The organism is Sulfitobacter sp. 1A15258 (assembly GCF_043557045.1).
Classification (GTDB): Bacteria; Pseudomonadota; Alphaproteobacteria; order Rhodobacterales; family Rhodobacteraceae; genus Sulfitobacter; species Sulfitobacter faviae.
In genome coordinates this window covers 215,389-230,439 of the sequence record NZ_JBIFFK010000004.1, presented here as the reverse complement: position 1 = coordinate 230,439, position 15,051 = coordinate 215,389, and the positions used below count along the sequence as shown (strand labels likewise).

Below are 15,051 nucleotides of genomic sequence, written 5' to 3'. Positions count from 1 at the left end.
ACCCTTATTTCTCGGGCCGTGATGGCCATTCCCCCCTTGCAGCCAGAGCCGCCTTGCCTATAAGGCAGGACAATTTGCAAAATTAGGGGGCCGCCATGCCGAAACGTACCGACATCCAGTCGATCATGATCATTGGTGCGGGGCCGATTGTCATCGGACAAGCCTGCGAGTTCGACTATTCCGGCGCCCAAGCCTGTAAAGCGCTGAAAGAGGAAGGCTACCGCGTTATCCTCGTCAACTCCAACCCGGCCACGATCATGACCGACCCCGGGCTCGCCGATGCCACCTATATCGAGCCGATCACGCCCGAAATCGTCGCCAAGATCATCGAGAAAGAGCGCCCCGATGCGCTGCTGCCCACCATGGGCGGCCAGACGGGCCTCAACACCTCGCTCGCGCTCGAAGAAATGGGCGTGCTGGAGAAATTCGGCGTTGAGATGATCGGGGCCAAGCGCGAGGCCATCGAGATGGCCGAAGACCGCAAGCTGTTCCGCGAAGCGATGGACCGTCTGGGCATCGAAAACCCCAAGGCCACCATCGTCACCGCGCCCAAGCGCGAGGACGGCAAGAAAGACCTCGCCGCAGGTGTAAACCTCGCGCTTGAGGCGCTTGAATACGTCGGCCTGCCCGCGATCATCCGCCCCGCCTTCACCATGGGCGGCACCGGCGGCGGCGTGGCCTACAACCGCGAAGACTACGAATTCTACTGCCGCTCGGGCATGGATGCCTCGCCGATGGGGCAAATCCTCGTCGATGAGTCGCTGCTCGGCTGGAAGGAATACGAGATGGAGGTGGTGCGCGACACCGCCGACAACGCGATCATCGTCTGCTCCATCGAGAACATCGACCCGATGGGCGTGCACACCGGCGACAGCATCACCGTGGCCCCTGCGCTGACGCTGACTGACAAAGAATACCAGATCATGCGTAACCACTCCATCGCGGTGCTGCGCGAGATCGGGGTGGAGACCGGCGGCTCCAACGTGCAATGGGCGGTGAACCCCGCCGATGGCCGCATGGTGGTGATCGAGATGAACCCGCGCGTGTCGCGCTCTTCCGCGCTGGCGTCCAAGGCCACGGGCTTCCCCATCGCCAAGATCGCCGCGAAGCTCGCCGTGGGCTTCACGCTGGACGAGCTCGACAACGACATCACCGGCGTCACCCCCGCCTCCTTCGAGCCGACCATCGACTATGTGGTCACCAAGATCCCCAAATTTGCCTTCGAGAAATTCCCCGGGGCCGAGCCCAACCTGACCACCGCGATGAAATCGGTGGGTGAGACCATGGCCATTGGCCGCACCATCCACGAGAGCCTGCAAAAGGCGCTGGCGTCGATGGAATCGGGCCTCACAGGCTTTGACGAAGTCGAAATCGCTGGCCTTAACAGTGACTTGCCCGGCGACGCGCCCGAGAATATGGCGGCACTCATCAAAGCCGTGTCGGCGCCCACGCCCGACCGGATGCGCACCATCGCCCAAGCGATGCGCCACGGCATGTCCGACGACGATCTGCACGCGCATACGATGTTCGACCCGTGGTTCCTTGCCCGCATCCGCGAGATCATCGAGGCCGAGGAAGGCGTTCGCGCAAACGGCTTGCCAAGCGATGCCGATACCTTCCGCGAGCTGAAAATGATGGGCTTCACCGACGCCCGCCTCGCCATGCTGACCGACAGCCGCGAGGCACAGGTCCGCGACGCGCGGCTGGCGCTTGGCGTCAAGGCCGTGTTCAAACGCATCGACACCTGCGCCGCCGAGTTCGAGGCGCAGACACCCTACATGTACTCCACCTATGAGACCCCGCTGATGGGCGAGGCGGAATGCGAAGCGCGGCCTTCGGACCGCAAGAAGGTCGTCATCCTCGGCGGTGGCCCGAACCGGATCGGTCAGGGCATCGAGTTCGACTATTGCTGCTGTCACGCCTGCTACGCGCTGACGGATGCGGGCTATGAGACCATCATGGTCAACTGCAACCCCGAGACGGTTTCGACTGACTATGACACCTCGGACCGCCTGTATTTCGAGCCGCTTACCTTTGAGCATGTCATGGAAATCCTGCGCGTCGAGCAGGAGAACGGCACGCTACACGGCGTCATCGTCCAGTTCGGCGGCCAGACCCCGCTGAAGCTTGCCAATGGTTTGCAAGAAGCGGGCATTCCGATCCTCGGCACCACGCCCGACATGATCGATCTGGCCGAAGACCGTGAGCGTTTCCAGCAGCTTGTGCTGAACCTCGGCCTGAAACAGCCGCGCAATGGCATCGCCCATTCCGATGCGGAGGCGATGGAAATCGCCAAGGAAATCGGCTTCCCGCTGGTGATCCGCCCCTCCTACGTTCTGGGCGGTCGCGCGATGGAGATCGTGCGCGATCAGGCCAGCCTTGAGCGCTACATCACCACCGCCGTCGTCGTCTCGGGCGACAGCCCGGTGCTGCTCGACAGCTACCTGTCGGGCGCGGTGGAGCTTGATGTCGACGCGCTCTGCGATGGTGAGAATGTCCATGTCGCGGGCATCATGCAGCACATCGAAGAGGCGGGCGTCCACTCCGGCGACAGCGCCTGTTCGCTGCCGCCCTACTCCCTCCCGCGCGAGGTGATCGAAGAGGTCGAAGAGCAGACCCGCGCTTTGGCAAAGGCGCTCAATGTCGTGGGCCTGATGAACATCCAGTTCGCGGTCAAAGACGGCGAAATCTACCTCATCGAGGTCAACCCCCGCGCCTCGCGCACCGTGCCCTTCGTGGCCAAGGCGACCGACTCTGCCATTGCCTCCATCGCCGCGCGGATCATGGCCGGCGAGCCGCTGTCGAACTTCCCGCAGCGCCCGCCCTACCCCGATCAGGCGGCCTACGAAGACACGCTGCCCTTGGGCGACCCGATGACACTGGCCGACCCCGATATGCCTTGGTTCTCGGTCAAAGAGGCGGTGCTGCCCTTTGCCCGCTTCCCCGGCGTCGACACGCTGCTTGGGCCAGAGATGCGCTCCACCGGCGAAGTCATGGGCTGGGACCGCGACTTCCCCCGCGCCTTCCTCAAGGCGCAGATGGGCGCGGGCAACCCGCTGCCGCGCAAGGGCTGCGCCTTCCTGTCGGTCAAGGATGCGGATAAGGGCCAGAACATGCTGGATGCGGCGAAGATCCTGCTGGACCAAGGCTTTACCCTCATCGGCACCCGTGGCACGGCGGAATGGCTCACCGCCAATGGCCATGCCTGCGATGTGGTGAACAAGGTCTACGAGGGGCGCCCCGACATCACCGATATGATGAAGAACGGCGAGGTGCATCTGGTGATGAACACCACCGAAGGCGCGCAGGCGGTCGAAGACAGCAAGTCGATCCGCTCCATCGCGCTTTATGACAAGATCCCCTATTTCACCACCGCCGCAGGCGCCCATGCCGCCGCATTGGCGATCAAGGCGCAGGCCGAGGATGCGATCGGCGTGAAAGCGCTTCAGGGATAAGAAAAAGGGGCTGCCCATTGGGCGGCCCCTTTCGCATTTGGGCATCGGTGCCCGCCTAGCTGATGATGCACCGGATCCAGCAAAGCTGAGGCGCGAAACGCATCCTTGTGGCATGCGAGACGTTGACCTCCGTGCCCTCCAAGCCGATCTGCGCAATCGGCTCGTGCATGAAAGAAGTCTCCACCAGCACCAGACGGTCACCATTGGCCATCAGCGGCACCCGTTCACGCGAAAGCCCCGCGATAAAGTCGATGTCGAGCAGGCTGTCCAGCCCTATGCCTTGCGAGAAATCCACCGCCAAAATCCGGCGGTCCAGACTGTCGCAATTCAGAATGCACCGCACCTGCGTGACGCGCAGAGAGACTTCGTAACCGGTGAGTTGCTCCGCCACCGATTGCAGGCCCAAGAGGTCAGCGGCGTTGATCGGCGTCGTCTGCCGCGACAGGCTGTCGGCGATGACGGCGGTGGCATCGGTCGCCATCCCGCGCACCCGAAAGGCATCGGTAAAGGTCAGCATCGCCATGATCGACCAGACCAACAACGGCAGCAGAACCAGAAAGGCAATCGTCTGGCTGCCCTCTTCCGACCGGACGAAACCTTTGAATACGCCCCCCCTCATCCGCGCGGCTCCGTCACGAAAGCGGTGGTGACCCGCACGCCATATGTGCCATCCGACCCTTCGGGCAATTTCCGGCCCAAGCCTGTCCCCGGCAAAAGCGGATCGAACAGACGGCAGACCCGCATCATCATCAGATTGTTTTGCTGGCCGGGCAGAAAGCCATTTGCCGGGTCGAAATCCTCATCCCGGTCGACACAGGGGGCAGCCCCGCTCAGATCAGCCCAATCGGCAATCGGCATGGCGCGCATCTCGATCCGGATATTCTCGATGCAGCCCGCATCGAAAACCGACCGCTCACAAATCAGCGCCTTCATCGCGTCATAGCCTGGCACAGAACCGGTGGCCAAACGCACGTCCCGCACGGCCAAATTCGTGGCCCGGCGCAGCATGATCTCACGCGCGCTCCACAGGCCCGTCTCAAGCGCGAGGAAGAAAAAGTAAAAGACGAGCGGCAAGAGGATGACGAACTCAATGGTGACCCCGCCCGCCTCGGACCGGCGAAAGCGGTCTTTGACGAAGCGGATCACTTGGTCAGCCTCAACATGGAGATGGACGCCGCGATCATGTCGAAGGCGGTTTGGATCTCCAGACCCTGAACGTCGAAGTAATGGGCCTCGGAAGAGGCGCAGTCTTTCAACAGGCTAAGGGAATTGGTGTTGTCGACATCCATGCCGATGGAATAGACAACGACGCCAGCGGTATTCGCCAAACCGCAAATCTGACGCAAACGACGGTCTTTTTCCTCGGCGTCAACTGTCCATTGAACATAATCGCGGTAAGCCTCCGCGCGGTACTCCCAATAGCTATCAAAGCGCCGCGCATACATTTTGTAGCCATAGAAAAGGGGTGACATTTCTGCCCAAACCTCAGGCCAATCAAGGCGCTCTTCGCTTGCACGGTTCGCAAAGCGGTAGTCTGAGTTATTGGCGATCGTGTCGCGGCTCCACATGGCACGGCTTCCGAAAGGATGCTGAGCGTAGAAATAGGGTTCTGGATAGGATCGGTCGCCGTCGTTCTCCATCCTATTTTCAGAAGAATCCACAGTGTAGTAGGTGCTACTTCCATAAGTCGTCTTAATCAGTTCCGACGGTCCTGAAGCGAACTCGGGTTTCAGGCGATATTCTTCGCGGTTCTCTCCGTCAGTCATCAAGACCAGTACCTTCATGCTATTGTCAGCACCATAGACATGAGGGCGCCCACGAAAGGCTGGGTCAATCTGGCCTGCAGCGATCAATCCCGAGACGGGGCTTTGGGCCGATGGATCTAGCAAGGCGAGCCCCCATTTTGCCCCCATATCGATTGAAGTCGAACCTAAGGCCGTAAGCGCTCGAATTTGGGCCTGCAATTCAGCCACGGAGCTCGACAGAGGCGTTATCGCAAAACCTGCATCGAAACGACACACCCATTGACCTGACATCGGTATCGAGTAGTACCCTTCGCCAATAAGAAAATGACCGGTGCGCTGCAATTGTGCACTTGTGCTAATCCCGAGAGAGCCAAAGTCGTTCGCGTCGAAATCGACACAATGTGAATAGCTATGCTCTTCAGTCACCGTATAATGACCCAGCAACGCTGAGCCGGGGTTCACTTTGGTCGAATAGGGAACAATTGAAATCGACACCCGCCCCTCTTCGGAATCGCTCAAGATCGTCTCAACGAAATCGCTGGCCGCGTTCTTGAGCAGGTCAAGTTTGACCATTCGGCTGCGGTCGCTGGTCCTCTCCCCCATCGACCCCGACACATCCAACACCAGCGAAATCTCGATGTCCTCGACCCGTTCGGTCGCCTCAGAGCTGATCGTCATCCCGAGTGAATCGATGTCGAAAAACCGGAAGAAATAGGTGTTCAGCCCGGCGGGGAGCGAGGCTTCGACGGTGCGCCCCACCAGAATGCCGCCGATCTTTTCTTCGCTCGAGTCGATCACCACCTCGGATGGATCAAGCCCCGCGGAGGTCAGGTAGCTGCGCACGACCTCTTCTGGGTCGAGGTCTTGCGACAGGCTCGCCGCGGCCAGCACGGCATTGTCGAGATGGGTCTGAAAGGTGGTCCGCGTCCGCTCGTGGTTCGCCAGATCCACGGCCAGCCCGCCAAAGATCGTGATCCCGAAAAACACGACCAACATGAGGACCAGCATGCCGCCGCCCTCGTCCTTGCGAAAACGCTTTGCCCGCTCGCAAAGCATTCGACTGATAATACTGCGCCTCATGACACCTCTCTTTTTCGGAGGTTGAATCCGTAAGCAAATTCTGTGCTTTAGGCTGCGGCATCCGCGGATGGTGGACCTGTAAATCACGCGCCGGAGGGGCCGCTGCCTCAAAAAAACCCTGACTGTTCTCGTTCAATTAATGATTGCTAATGCTCAATCACTGCGCGCTTCCGGTTGCATAGTCAAGCCAGCGCGCGGGGGCCGGGGCGATCAAAATTCGCAACTGTAGCGGCATTCACACGTCTGCCCCGTCAAAGCCGTGGCAAGTCCTGCGCGGTTTCGCTAAAGTATGGAACCTGCACCTTGCTGCCCCCTGCATCAAAGTGCACCGACATGACAACGGCCCTTGCAATTCGCCCGGGGCTGCTCAGCTTTATCAGACCAGCCATGCCGTTGGAGAGAAAGGGATCACACCGATGTATCAAGCCGCCATCACCGGTACGGGCGTTTTCACGCCGAAGCAAACCATCACCAACGCCGAATTGGTTGAAGCCTTCAACGCCTATGCCGACCTCTACAACGCCGAAAATGCCGAGGCGATCGAAGCGGGCACCCTAGAGGCCAAGGCGCATTCCTCGGAAGAGTTCATCGTCAAAGCCAGCGGCATCGAACAGCGCTATGTCATGGATAAATCCGGCGTACTGGACCCCAATGTGATGCACCCCCTGCTGCGCCAGCGCGCGGATGAGGAGCCTTCCCTCATGGCCGAAATGGCCATTGATGCCGCGCAAAAGGCGCTCGCAGCCGCTGGAAAGAGTGCCGAGGATGTGGACGCGGTGATCTGCGCCGCCTCCAACCTCGAGCGCGCCTATCCTGCCGTGGCCATTGAGATTCAGGAGCTTCTTGGCGTGAAGGGCTTTGCCTTTGACATGAACGTCGCCTGTTCTTCGGCCACTTTCGGCATTCAGGCGGCGGCGGATATGATCCGCTCCGGCTCTATCCGCTCCGCCCTCGTGGTGAACCCCGAGATTTGCTCCGCCCACCTCGAATGGCGTGACCGCGATTGCCACTTCATCTTTGGTGACGTGGCCACCGCCACGCTGCTGGAACGGGCCGAAGATGTCGACGGCCCCTGTTTCGACGTTATCTCGACCCGCTGCGCGACCGAATATTCCAACAACATCCGCAACAACAACGGCTTCCTCCGCCGCTCCCGCCCCGATGGGCTGAGCGACCGGCGCGATATGCAGTTCATGCAGAATGGGCGCAAAGTGTTTAAGGAAGTGTTACCCATGGTGGCCGACCATATCGGGGGGCATATGGCCGACAATGGGTTGGAGTCCGCCGACCTCAAGCGCATCTGGCTGCATCAGGCGAATAAGTCGATGAACGATTTCATCGGGCGCAAAGTGCTGGGGCGGGAGCCTGAGCCGGGCGAACAGCCCAACATTCTGCAAGACTACGCCAACACCTCCTCCGCCGGGTCGATCATCGCTTTCGCCAAGAACTCCGACGATCTGGAAGACGGCGACACTGGGCTGATCTGCTCCTTCGGGGCGGGCTATTCCGTAGGCTCCGTCATCGTCAAAAAGCGCGGCTAACCCGCGGCGCCCGGCCCTAAGATCAGGGCGGGGTTTGCATCTTGATCCGCTGTCATGGGCGGCGTAACACCCTGCCCATGGCAAAGCTCTACTTCAATTACTCCACCATGAACGCCGGTAAATCCACGGTGCTGCTTCAAGCGGCGCATAACTATGTGGAACGCGGCATGGTGCCCTTTTTGCTCACCGCGCAGTTCGACAACCGCGCGGGCGAAGGGCGCATCGCCTCCCGCATCGGCATTGGGCAAGAGGCCGATACTTTCGCCCCGGGCGAAGACCTTTTGGCCAAGATCGAAGCCCGGTTGGAGCAAGGCCCCTGCGCCTGTATCTTTGTCGATGAGGCGCAATTTCTTGAGGGCGAGCAGGTCTGGCAACTGGCCCGCGCGGTGGATGATCTGGGCGTGCCGATCATGTGTTTTGGCCTTCGCGTCGATTTCCGGGGTGAGCTTTTCCCCGGCTCCGCCACCCTGCTGGCGCTGGCCGATGAGATGCGCGAAGTGCGCACCATTTGCCATTGCGGCAAGAAAGCCACGATGGTCGTGCGCCGCGACGCCGAAGGGCAAGCGATGCGGGACGGCGCGCAGGTGCAGATTGGCGGGAACGAGACCTATGTCTCGCTCTGCCGCAAACACTGGCGCGCCGCTGTGGGCGACGGTTAAACCCGGTTTGGCGGGGTCTCTCCGTCAATGAAGGCTTGCAGATTGGCCACCGCCATCAGCCCCATATCGACACGAACTTCATGCGCCGCGGTGCCGAGATGCGGCAGCAGCACAACATTGTCGAGATCACGCAGCGCCTGCGGCACCTTGGGCTCGAACTCATAGACATCCAAACCCGCACCGCCAATGCGCCCCGCTTGAAGGGCTTCGATCAACGCGGCCTCCTGCACCACATCGCCGCGGGCGATGTTGATCAGATGGGCATGGGGCTGCATCGCGCCGAGAACGGCTTCATCGATCAGATGCCGCGTCTCGCCGCCGCCGGGCACGGCGATGACGAGCACATCCACGGCTTCGGCCAGCGCGGGCAGGCTTTCGACACGGGTGGCGGGAAAATCGAGGTCTTTCTCACTGCGGTTGAAATAGCTGACCTGCATTTCGAACCCATAGTGGCAGCGCCGCGCGATGGCCTGCCCGATCCGGCCCATGCCAACGATGCCGACCCGTTTGCCGGTCAAATGCAGCCCCAACATCTGCGTCGGGTGCCAGCCCGCCCATCCGCCGGAGCGGACCAGCCGCTCCCCTTCGGCAGCGCGGCGGGCGGACATCAGCATGAGCGTCATGGCGACATCCGCCGTGGCATCGGTGACGGCGCCGGGCGTGTTGGTCACCTCCACCCCCGCCGCGCGGGCCGCGGCCGCGTCGATGTGGTTATAACCGACGCCGAAATTGGCAAGGATCTTGCAGCGCGGCTCGGACACATCGGCGAAAACCTCGGCCGAGAAAGCATCCCCCAGGGTCGGCATCACCCCGTCATAGTCGTGCAGCACGGCGCGCATTTCTTCGCCCGAAAGCGGCGCGGTTTCCTCGCGCACCGTCACTTCGCAGCCCTTCAACGCTTCGGTGACTTCTTTGGGCAAGGGTCTGGCAATCAATATCTTTTTCAATGCATCCGCCCTCCTTCGGGCACTTTTTGATCGGGCGACAAAAGCACGATCTCTCCGTCCTTGTCGGGCAGGCCGAGCACCAGCACCTCGGACATGAAAGGCCCGATCTGACGGGCGGGGAAGTTAACCACGGCCACGACCTGCCGCCCCACCAGCGTCTCCGGCGTATAATGCGCGGTGATCTGGGCCGAGGTCTTACGCTCGCCGATCTCCTCGCCGAAATCTACCCAGAGTTTGATCGCCGGTTTGCGTGCTTCGGGAAAGGCTTCGGCCCGGGTCACGATGCCGACGCGAATGTCGACCTTCAGGAAATCGTCGAAAGTGATCTCAGCCATTGGCCAGCTCCCGCGATCTGTCCGCCGCGGCGGCGACTGCGCGCTTGAGAAGGGGCGGGAAGCCTTCGGCCTCATCCATCAAAACCTCAAGCGCCGCTTGGGTCGTACCATTGGGGCTGGTGACGTTGACGCGCAGCTGCGCCGGATCCTCTTCAGCCTGCATCGCCAGCGCCCCTGCCCCGGCGACCGTTGCCTTGGCCAATTGCATCGCCAATTCCTTGGGCAGGCCTTGGGCCACACCGGCGGCGGCCATGCATTCGATTATGTGAAAGACATAGGCCGGGCCGGAGCCGCTAACCCCCGTGACCGCGTCGATCTGCGCCTCTTCGGTCAGGCGGACGACCTCGCCCACCGCGCTCAGCAGGGTCTCGGCCTCATCCAAAGACCGGCTGCCCGCCTTGGCGTTGCCGACGATGGCGGTGATCCCTTTGGAAATGGCGGCTGGCGTGTTGGGCATGGCCCGCACAATGGGCGTGTCGCCGCCGAGGACGCTTTCGAAATAGCCGATGGTCGTGCCCGCCGCGACGCTGACGAACAGCGTCTCCCCATTGCCCATCGCCTGAAGCGTCGGCAGCGCGTCCGCCATCATCTGCGGTTTGACCGCGACCAGCACCACCGCTGGGGCGGCAGGCAGGTCGGCGTTCAGATTCACGCCAGTGTCTTGCAGCCAATCCGATGGTTTCGGGTCCACGACCCAGACCGAGCTTGCAGGCAGTCCCTTTGCCAGCCAGCCCTCCAACATGGCCGATCCCATTTTGCCACAGCCCAGCAAAACCAGACCGTCGCGTGCAACTCTCCCGTCTTTCATCGTCATCCCCCGAAGTTGTTCGGGGACTTTGTTACGCCCGGCCGTAAGCCTCTGCAATGGCGACGTCCATCGCGGCCTTTGGGGATTGATCGCCCCAGACCAGCAATTGCAGCGCAGGATAGTAGCGTTCCGCGCTCATGACGGCGGCACCGATCATCGTGTCGATCTGCTCTGGCCCCGCGACCTGTCCGCCCGCCAAAACCAGCCCGTAGCGGTAGACCATCAACTGCTGATCGGCCCAAAAGCTGAAGGCCCCCGCCCAGCATTGATCGTTGACGAGGTTTAACAATTCGTAAAGTTCCGGCAGTTTTTCAGCCGGAGGCTCCATCTCGAAGGTGCAGATCAGCCGCAGCGTTTCGTCGTAAGCTGACCATGCCAGCGTGATGGAATAGGTCCGCCACTGCCCCTCGACCGCCATGGCGATCTGATCATCCGCCACGCGGTCGAATTCCCAATCGTGATGGGCCGCGAGATTTTCAACGATATCAATGGGGTGGATTTCTTCTTCAAGGTAATGCTCGGACAGGGCCATTTCGCCACCTCTCAATCTGTTCCACGAGGCGGGACCTGGCCCACCATGCATGGAAGCCTGCACAAATAGGCGTGTAGGTTCACATCACCTATACAAGATATGGTGCTTGCAGCGGAACAGTCTGGCAAGGTTTTTCTTGGGGATAACCACAATTGATAGGGGATAACCGCAATAACTTGTGGGTAAATCGCGGAAATCGTCTATAAATTGCAGGGAGAGGGCGCGAGGGGTCGCAAACGGCCCCTGTCCACGCGAAGGATCGCCGCCCCGGCCCGGGGCGGCTGATCGAATTCTATCGGGTTCAGTTTTTGGCTTCGAGCTTGTCGAGCCGCGCTTTCACCGCTTCGTTCTCTTCGCGGGCCTTCTGCGCCATGGCGCGCACCGCGTCGAACTCCTCACGGGTGACGAAATCGCGATCGGCAAGCCAACGGTCAAGCATGCCTTTGAAAGCGGTTTCGGCCTCGTCCTTGGCGCCTTGGGCGACGCCCATCGCATTTGTCATCATCTGTGATACGTCGTCGAAAAACTTGTTACGGGTCTGCATGTCTGGCCTCCGGAGGTTTGTTAGCCTCTATATGGGGCGCGACGCCCTTGCTCGCAAGGTTGACTTCCCCGCGCGGCCTTGCTCAATCAGCAGCATGACAGCCATGCTCCCCTTCCCCGATATCGCGCCGGAAATCTTTTCGGTGACCCTGTTTGGTTCCACCTTCGCGCTGCGCTGGTATGCGCTGGCCTATATCGTGGGCATTCTGCTGGGCTGGCGCGTCGCCACCGCGGCGGTCAAACGGCCCCATCTGTGGAAGAACGACACGCCGGTCATGAAGCCCGGTCAGGTCGAGGACCTGCTCTTTTGGGTCATTCTGGGCGTGATCCTTGGCGGACGTTTGGGCTATGTGCTGTTTTACCAACCGGCCTATTATCTGTCGAACCCCGCCGCGATCTTGCAGCTTTGGGAGGGCGGCATGTCCTTCCATGGCGGCGCGCTTGGGGTCATTCTGGCCGGGCTTTTCTATACATGGCGGCACCGGATTCCGGTGATTTCGACCGGGGATATGGTCTGTCTGGGGCTGGCGCCGGGGCTGTTTTTGGGGCGGCTTGCGAATTTCATCAATGCCGAGCTTTGGGGCCGCCCGACCGATCTGCCTTGGGGCGTGGCCTTCCCCGGTGAGGCGGCGCAGTTCTGCCCCGATGTGGCGGGCATCTGCGCGCGCCACCCCTCGCAGCTCTATGAGGCGCTGCTGGAGGGGCTGCTCTTGGGCGGCGTCCTGATCTGGATGGCGTGGAAACGCGGCGCGCTCAAAATGCCGGGGCTGATCGGCGGCACTTTCCTTGCAGGCTATGGCGCGGCGCGGTTCGCGGTGGAATTCCTGCGCCAACCCGACGCGCAATTCGTCACCCCCGGCAACCCGCTGGGGCTGGCGTGGCATATCGGCGGCTGGGGGCTGACCATGGGGCAAATCCTATCGCTGCCGATGATCGCCGTGGGGGTCTTCCTCATCATCCGAGCGCGGCGGCAGGCATGAGCCTGAAGGACCATCTGCTCACACGGATCGCGCTGGAAGGGCCGATGCGGCTGGACGCCTATATGCAGTCCTGCCTGCTGCATCCCGACTGGGGGTACTATACCACCCGCGCGCCTTTCGGCCCGGAGGGGGATTTCATCACCGCCCCCGAGATCAGCCAGATGTTTGGCGAGTTGATCGGCCTGTCGCTGGCGCAACGCTGGCTGGATCAGGGCGCGCCCTTCCCCTTCACACTGGCCGAGCTTGGGCCGGGCCGGGGGACATTGATGGCCGACATTCTGCGCGCCACGGCGCGGGTGCCGGGGTTTCAGGACGCGGCGCAAGTGACGCTGGTCGAAGCCTCTCCTTCTTTACGCGATGTGCAGCGCGAGACGTTGCGAGGGGCCGAGGTCACTTGGGCCGAGAGTGCCGCTGACCTGCCGGATGCGCCGCTGTTCCTCGTCGCCAATGAGTTTTTCGATGCCCTGCCAGTCCGGCAGTTCATCCGCCAAGGCGCAGGCTGGGCCGAGCGCCGGGTGGGCGCGGCAGAGGGGGCGCTGACCTTTGGCCTCGGCCCCGTGACCCCACAGCCCGCCCTTGCCCATCGGCTGGAAGATACGAAGGACGGCGACCTTGTTGAGCTTTGCGCCCCGGCGGCGGAGATCATGCAAGAGATCGGCAAACGCATCGCCGCCCATGGCGGGGCGGGGCTGATCATCGACTATGGCGATTGGCGCGCCTTGGGTGACACGCTGCAAGCGCTGGAGAACCACAGCCCTGCCGATCCGCTCGCCAATCCCGGGCGCGCCGATCTGACCGCCCATGTCGATTTCGAGGCGCTGGCCCGCGCCTGCCCCTGCCCCCATAGCCGCGTGGTCACCCAAGGCGTTTTTCTGGAGCGATTGGGCATCACCCCCCGCGCGCAGAAACTGGCCGAGGCGCTGACCGGTGACGCGCTCAGCAACCATATTGCCGCACATCGACGGTTGACGCACCCGGCGGAAATGGGAAACCTGTTCAAAGTGATGGGGCTTTACCAAAAAGGTCAGACCCCGCCCCCGGGGACAGAAGTATGACGCTCGAAATTCTGACATCCGATGCGCTTGCGCCTTTGCGGCACGGGTTTTTCACCCGCCGTGGCGGCGCGTCTTCGGGGGTGTTTTCCGGGTTGAACTGCGGCAGCGGCAGCTCGGACCAATCCGAAATCGTGCGCATCAACCGCGCCCGTGCCGCCGAGGCGATGGGCCTGCCTGCCGACCATCTTGTCGGCGTCCATCAAGTGCATTCCGCCACTGTCGTCACAGTGACGGAGCCGCACGACGACAAACCCCGCGCCGATGCCTTGGTCACCAAGACCCCCGGCATCGCCCTGTCGATCCTGACCGCTGACTGTCAGCCCGTGCTCTTTGCCGATGCGCAGGCCGGTGTGGTGGGCGCGGCCCATGCAGGCTGGCGCGGCGCGCTCGACGGGATACTCGAGGCGACGGTCGACGCCATGGTCGATCTCGGCGCCACCCGCGAAAAGATCACCGCGGTGATCGGCCCCTCCATCAGTCAGCGCGCCTATGAGGTCGGGCCGGAGTTTCTGGACAACTTCATGAATGCCGACCCCGAGTTTGCCCGCTACTTTGCCCAAGGCGAAGGCGACCGGCTGCATTTCGACCTGCCCGGCTTTGGCCTCAACCGGCTGCGCGCGGCAGGGGTGGGCCATGCGGAATGGACGCGGCATTGCACCTACGCCGATCCCTCGCGATTCTATTCCTACCGGCGCACGACCCACGCCAAGGAAGCGGACTATGGCCGCTTGCTCTCGGCGATCACCCTCTGAACGGGGCGGGATTGCGGCAAAGCCTGCCCGTTTCGCGCCGCATTGCTGTAGCGAAATCTGGCACAATCAGCCCCTTGCGGCCCCATTGTTTCTCGTACCCCCTGCAAACCACCGAAAATTAACGTTTTTCGAAGTATGGCAAAGGCGTCCAAAACCGCCCTTCCAAGCCGTCAATTTCCCACAAGTTTCTCGCCCACGGTCAAAAACCGGCCCGATTGCACTGCGATAGTGGATGCAACGATGCCCGCGTGACCCGAAGAGGAACAGAGCCATGAAAAAGAACCCGCGCTTCATCAAATCCGTTGTCGAGACAGCGGCCAAGACCGACACCGTCATGCCTTGGGCCCGCGGTGCGCGCCGCGCCGCATTCATCGCCAAACGCTCCGGCAACGCCCCGGTCCGCAAGACCGCCTGAAAGGTTTCCCCCGGTACCGGTGCCACGCGCCCGGTATAGCAGACCGCCCCTTGTGACGTTGATTCGTTGCGAGGGGCGTTTTCATCTGAATATGGCGATCACGCACCCGGCCCGGAAACAGCCCCCGCATTCAGCCGAGATTGGCGCGCAAAGCGCAGCACCTAGACCGGATATTTTGACAAATCCCGCAGAACATGGCGCAGT

The 15,051-nt window shown here is 61.8% G+C and carries 15 protein-coding genes; 7 read left to right on the top strand and 8 right to left on the bottom strand.

The genetic code is table 11. The features are described 5' to 3' along the window. The first annotated feature begins 95 nt into the window (after positions 1-95). Entirely contained in the window at positions 96-3,455 is a 3,360-nt protein-coding gene (gene carB / locus ACGYK9_RS10720; protein ID WP_394410369.1) for a carbamoyl-phosphate synthase large subunit, read from the top strand. Positions 3,456-3,510: 55 nt separating this feature from the next. On the opposite strand, the gene ACGYK9_RS10715 is transcribed toward carB, so the two are convergent. Genes ACGYK9_RS10715 through ACGYK9_RS10705 form a run of 3 tightly spaced genes read right to left on the bottom strand, consistent with a single transcriptional unit; the run spans position 3,511 to position 6,280 of the window. Continuing rightward, positions 3,511-4,074, bottom strand: a complete 564-nt coding sequence (locus tag ACGYK9_RS10715; RefSeq protein ID WP_394410372.1) for a TadE/TadG family type IV pilus assembly protein — start codon at positions 4,072-4,074, stop codon at positions 3,511-3,513. Next, positions 4,071-4,601: a TadE/TadG family type IV pilus assembly protein gene (locus tag ACGYK9_RS10710; RefSeq protein ID WP_067267295.1), complete on the bottom strand. Its 531-nt coding sequence runs from the start codon at positions 4,599-4,601 to the stop codon at positions 4,071-4,073. Before ACGYK9_RS10710 ends, ACGYK9_RS10715 begins: the two co-directional genes overlap by 4 nt. After that, positions 4,598-6,280 carry a pilus assembly protein TadG-related protein gene (locus ACGYK9_RS10705; protein WP_394410376.1) on the bottom strand — a complete coding sequence of 561 codons (1,683 nt, stop codon included), beginning with the start codon at positions 6,278-6,280 and terminating at the stop codon, positions 4,598-4,600. Before ACGYK9_RS10705 ends, ACGYK9_RS10710 begins: the two co-directional genes overlap by 4 nt. Before the next feature lie 416 nt (positions 6,281-6,696). Between ACGYK9_RS10705 and ACGYK9_RS10700 the strand changes: the two genes are divergently transcribed. After that, complete coding sequence (locus ACGYK9_RS10700; RefSeq protein WP_394410379.1) at positions 6,697-7,821, top strand: beta-ketoacyl-ACP synthase III; 1,125 nt, start codon at positions 6,697-6,699, stop codon at positions 7,819-7,821. Between the two features lie 77 nt (positions 7,822-7,898). Further along, the gene (locus ACGYK9_RS10695; protein ID WP_394410382.1) at positions 7,899-8,480 is read left to right on the top strand and encodes a thymidine kinase; all 582 of its coding nucleotides are present in this window, start codon (positions 7,899-7,901) and stop codon (positions 8,478-8,480) included. On the opposite strand, the gene ACGYK9_RS10690 is transcribed toward ACGYK9_RS10695, so the two are convergent. The 5 genes from ACGYK9_RS10690 to ACGYK9_RS10670 all read right to left on the bottom strand — a co-directional run bounded on the left by ACGYK9_RS10690 (position 8,477) and on the right by ACGYK9_RS10670 (position 11,646). After that, positions 8,477-9,427, bottom strand: a complete 951-nt coding sequence (locus ACGYK9_RS10690; RefSeq protein WP_394410385.1) for a 2-hydroxyacid dehydrogenase — start codon at positions 9,425-9,427, stop codon at positions 8,477-8,479. The two genes, ACGYK9_RS10695 and ACGYK9_RS10690, sit on opposite strands and share 4 nt — an antisense overlap. Next, entirely contained in the window at positions 9,424-9,762 is a 339-nt protein-coding gene (locus ACGYK9_RS10685) for a tRNA-binding protein (RefSeq protein ID WP_394410388.1), read from the bottom strand. The genes ACGYK9_RS10690 and ACGYK9_RS10685 overlap by 4 nt, the downstream gene beginning before the upstream one ends. Then, entirely contained in the window at positions 9,755-10,570 is an 816-nt protein-coding gene (gene proC / locus ACGYK9_RS10680) for a pyrroline-5-carboxylate reductase (RefSeq protein ID WP_394410391.1), read from the bottom strand. Before proC ends, ACGYK9_RS10685 begins: the two co-directional genes overlap by 8 nt. Before the next feature lie 31 nt (positions 10,571-10,601). Further along, positions 10,602-11,102, bottom strand: a complete 501-nt coding sequence (locus ACGYK9_RS10675) for a YbjN domain-containing protein (protein ID WP_271688136.1) — start codon at positions 11,100-11,102, stop codon at positions 10,602-10,604. 301 nt (positions 11,103-11,403) lie between these two features. Then, positions 11,404-11,646 carry an accessory factor UbiK family protein gene (locus ACGYK9_RS10670; RefSeq protein WP_394410394.1) on the bottom strand — a complete coding sequence of 81 codons (243 nt, stop codon included), beginning with the start codon at positions 11,644-11,646 and terminating at the stop codon, positions 11,404-11,406. Positions 11,647-11,740: 94 nt separating this feature from the next. On the opposite strand from ACGYK9_RS10670, the gene lgt reads away from it, so the two are divergent. The 4 genes from lgt (at position 11,741) to ACGYK9_RS10650 (ending at position 14,847) form a co-directional block, all read left to right on the top strand. Continuing rightward, entirely contained in the window at positions 11,741-12,625 is an 885-nt protein-coding gene (gene lgt / locus ACGYK9_RS10665) for a prolipoprotein diacylglyceryl transferase (RefSeq protein WP_394410397.1), read from the top strand. Continuing rightward, positions 12,622-13,680, top strand: a complete 1,059-nt coding sequence (locus ACGYK9_RS10660; protein WP_394410400.1) for a class I SAM-dependent methyltransferase — start codon at positions 12,622-12,624, stop codon at positions 13,678-13,680. Before lgt ends, ACGYK9_RS10660 begins: the two co-directional genes overlap by 4 nt. After that, complete coding sequence (gene pgeF / locus ACGYK9_RS10655; protein ID WP_394410403.1) at positions 13,677-14,432, top strand: peptidoglycan editing factor PgeF; 756 nt, start codon at positions 13,677-13,679, stop codon at positions 14,430-14,432. Before ACGYK9_RS10660 ends, pgeF begins: the two co-directional genes overlap by 4 nt. A gap of 271 nt (positions 14,433-14,703) precedes the next feature. Beyond that, positions 14,704-14,847, top strand: a complete 144-nt coding sequence (locus ACGYK9_RS10650) for a hypothetical protein (protein ID WP_169306083.1) — start codon at positions 14,704-14,706, stop codon at positions 14,845-14,847. Positions 14,848-15,051: the final 204 nt, after the last annotated feature.

Coding starts and splice junctions, on each gene's coding strand:
- carB (WP_394410369.1), top strand. CDS start 96: ATGCCGAAACGTACCGACATCCAGTCGATCATGATCATTGGTGCGGGG.
- ACGYK9_RS10715 (WP_394410372.1), bottom strand. CDS start 4,074: ATGAGGGGGGGCGTATTCAAAGGTTTCGTCCGGTCGGAAGAGGGCAGC.
- ACGYK9_RS10705 (WP_394410376.1), bottom strand. CDS start 6,280: ATGAGGCGCAGTATTATCAGTCGAATGCTTTGCGAGCGGGCAAAGCGT.
- ACGYK9_RS10700 (WP_394410379.1), top strand. CDS start 6,697: ATGTATCAAGCCGCCATCACCGGTACGGGCGTTTTCACGCCGAAGCAA.
- ACGYK9_RS10695 (WP_394410382.1), top strand. CDS start 7,899: ATGGCAAAGCTCTACTTCAATTACTCCACCATGAACGCCGGTAAATCC.
- ACGYK9_RS10685 (WP_394410388.1), bottom strand. CDS start 9,762: ATGGCTGAGATCACTTTCGACGATTTCCTGAAGGTCGACATTCGCGTC.
- proC (WP_394410391.1), bottom strand. CDS start 10,570: ATGAAAGACGGGAGAGTTGCACGCGACGGTCTGGTTTTGCTGGGCTGT.
- ACGYK9_RS10675 (WP_271688136.1), bottom strand. CDS start 11,102: ATGGCCCTGTCCGAGCATTACCTTGAAGAAGAAATCCACCCCATTGAT.
- ACGYK9_RS10670 (WP_394410394.1), bottom strand. CDS start 11,646: ATGCAGACCCGTAACAAGTTTTTCGACGACGTATCACAGATGATGACA.
- lgt (WP_394410397.1), top strand. CDS start 11,741: ATGACAGCCATGCTCCCCTTCCCCGATATCGCGCCGGAAATCTTTTCG.
- ACGYK9_RS10660 (WP_394410400.1), top strand. CDS start 12,622: ATGAGCCTGAAGGACCATCTGCTCACACGGATCGCGCTGGAAGGGCCG.
- pgeF (WP_394410403.1), top strand. CDS start 13,677: ATGACGCTCGAAATTCTGACATCCGATGCGCTTGCGCCTTTGCGGCAC.
- ACGYK9_RS10650 (WP_169306083.1), top strand. CDS start 14,704: ATGAAAAAGAACCCGCGCTTCATCAAATCCGTTGTCGAGACAGCGGCC.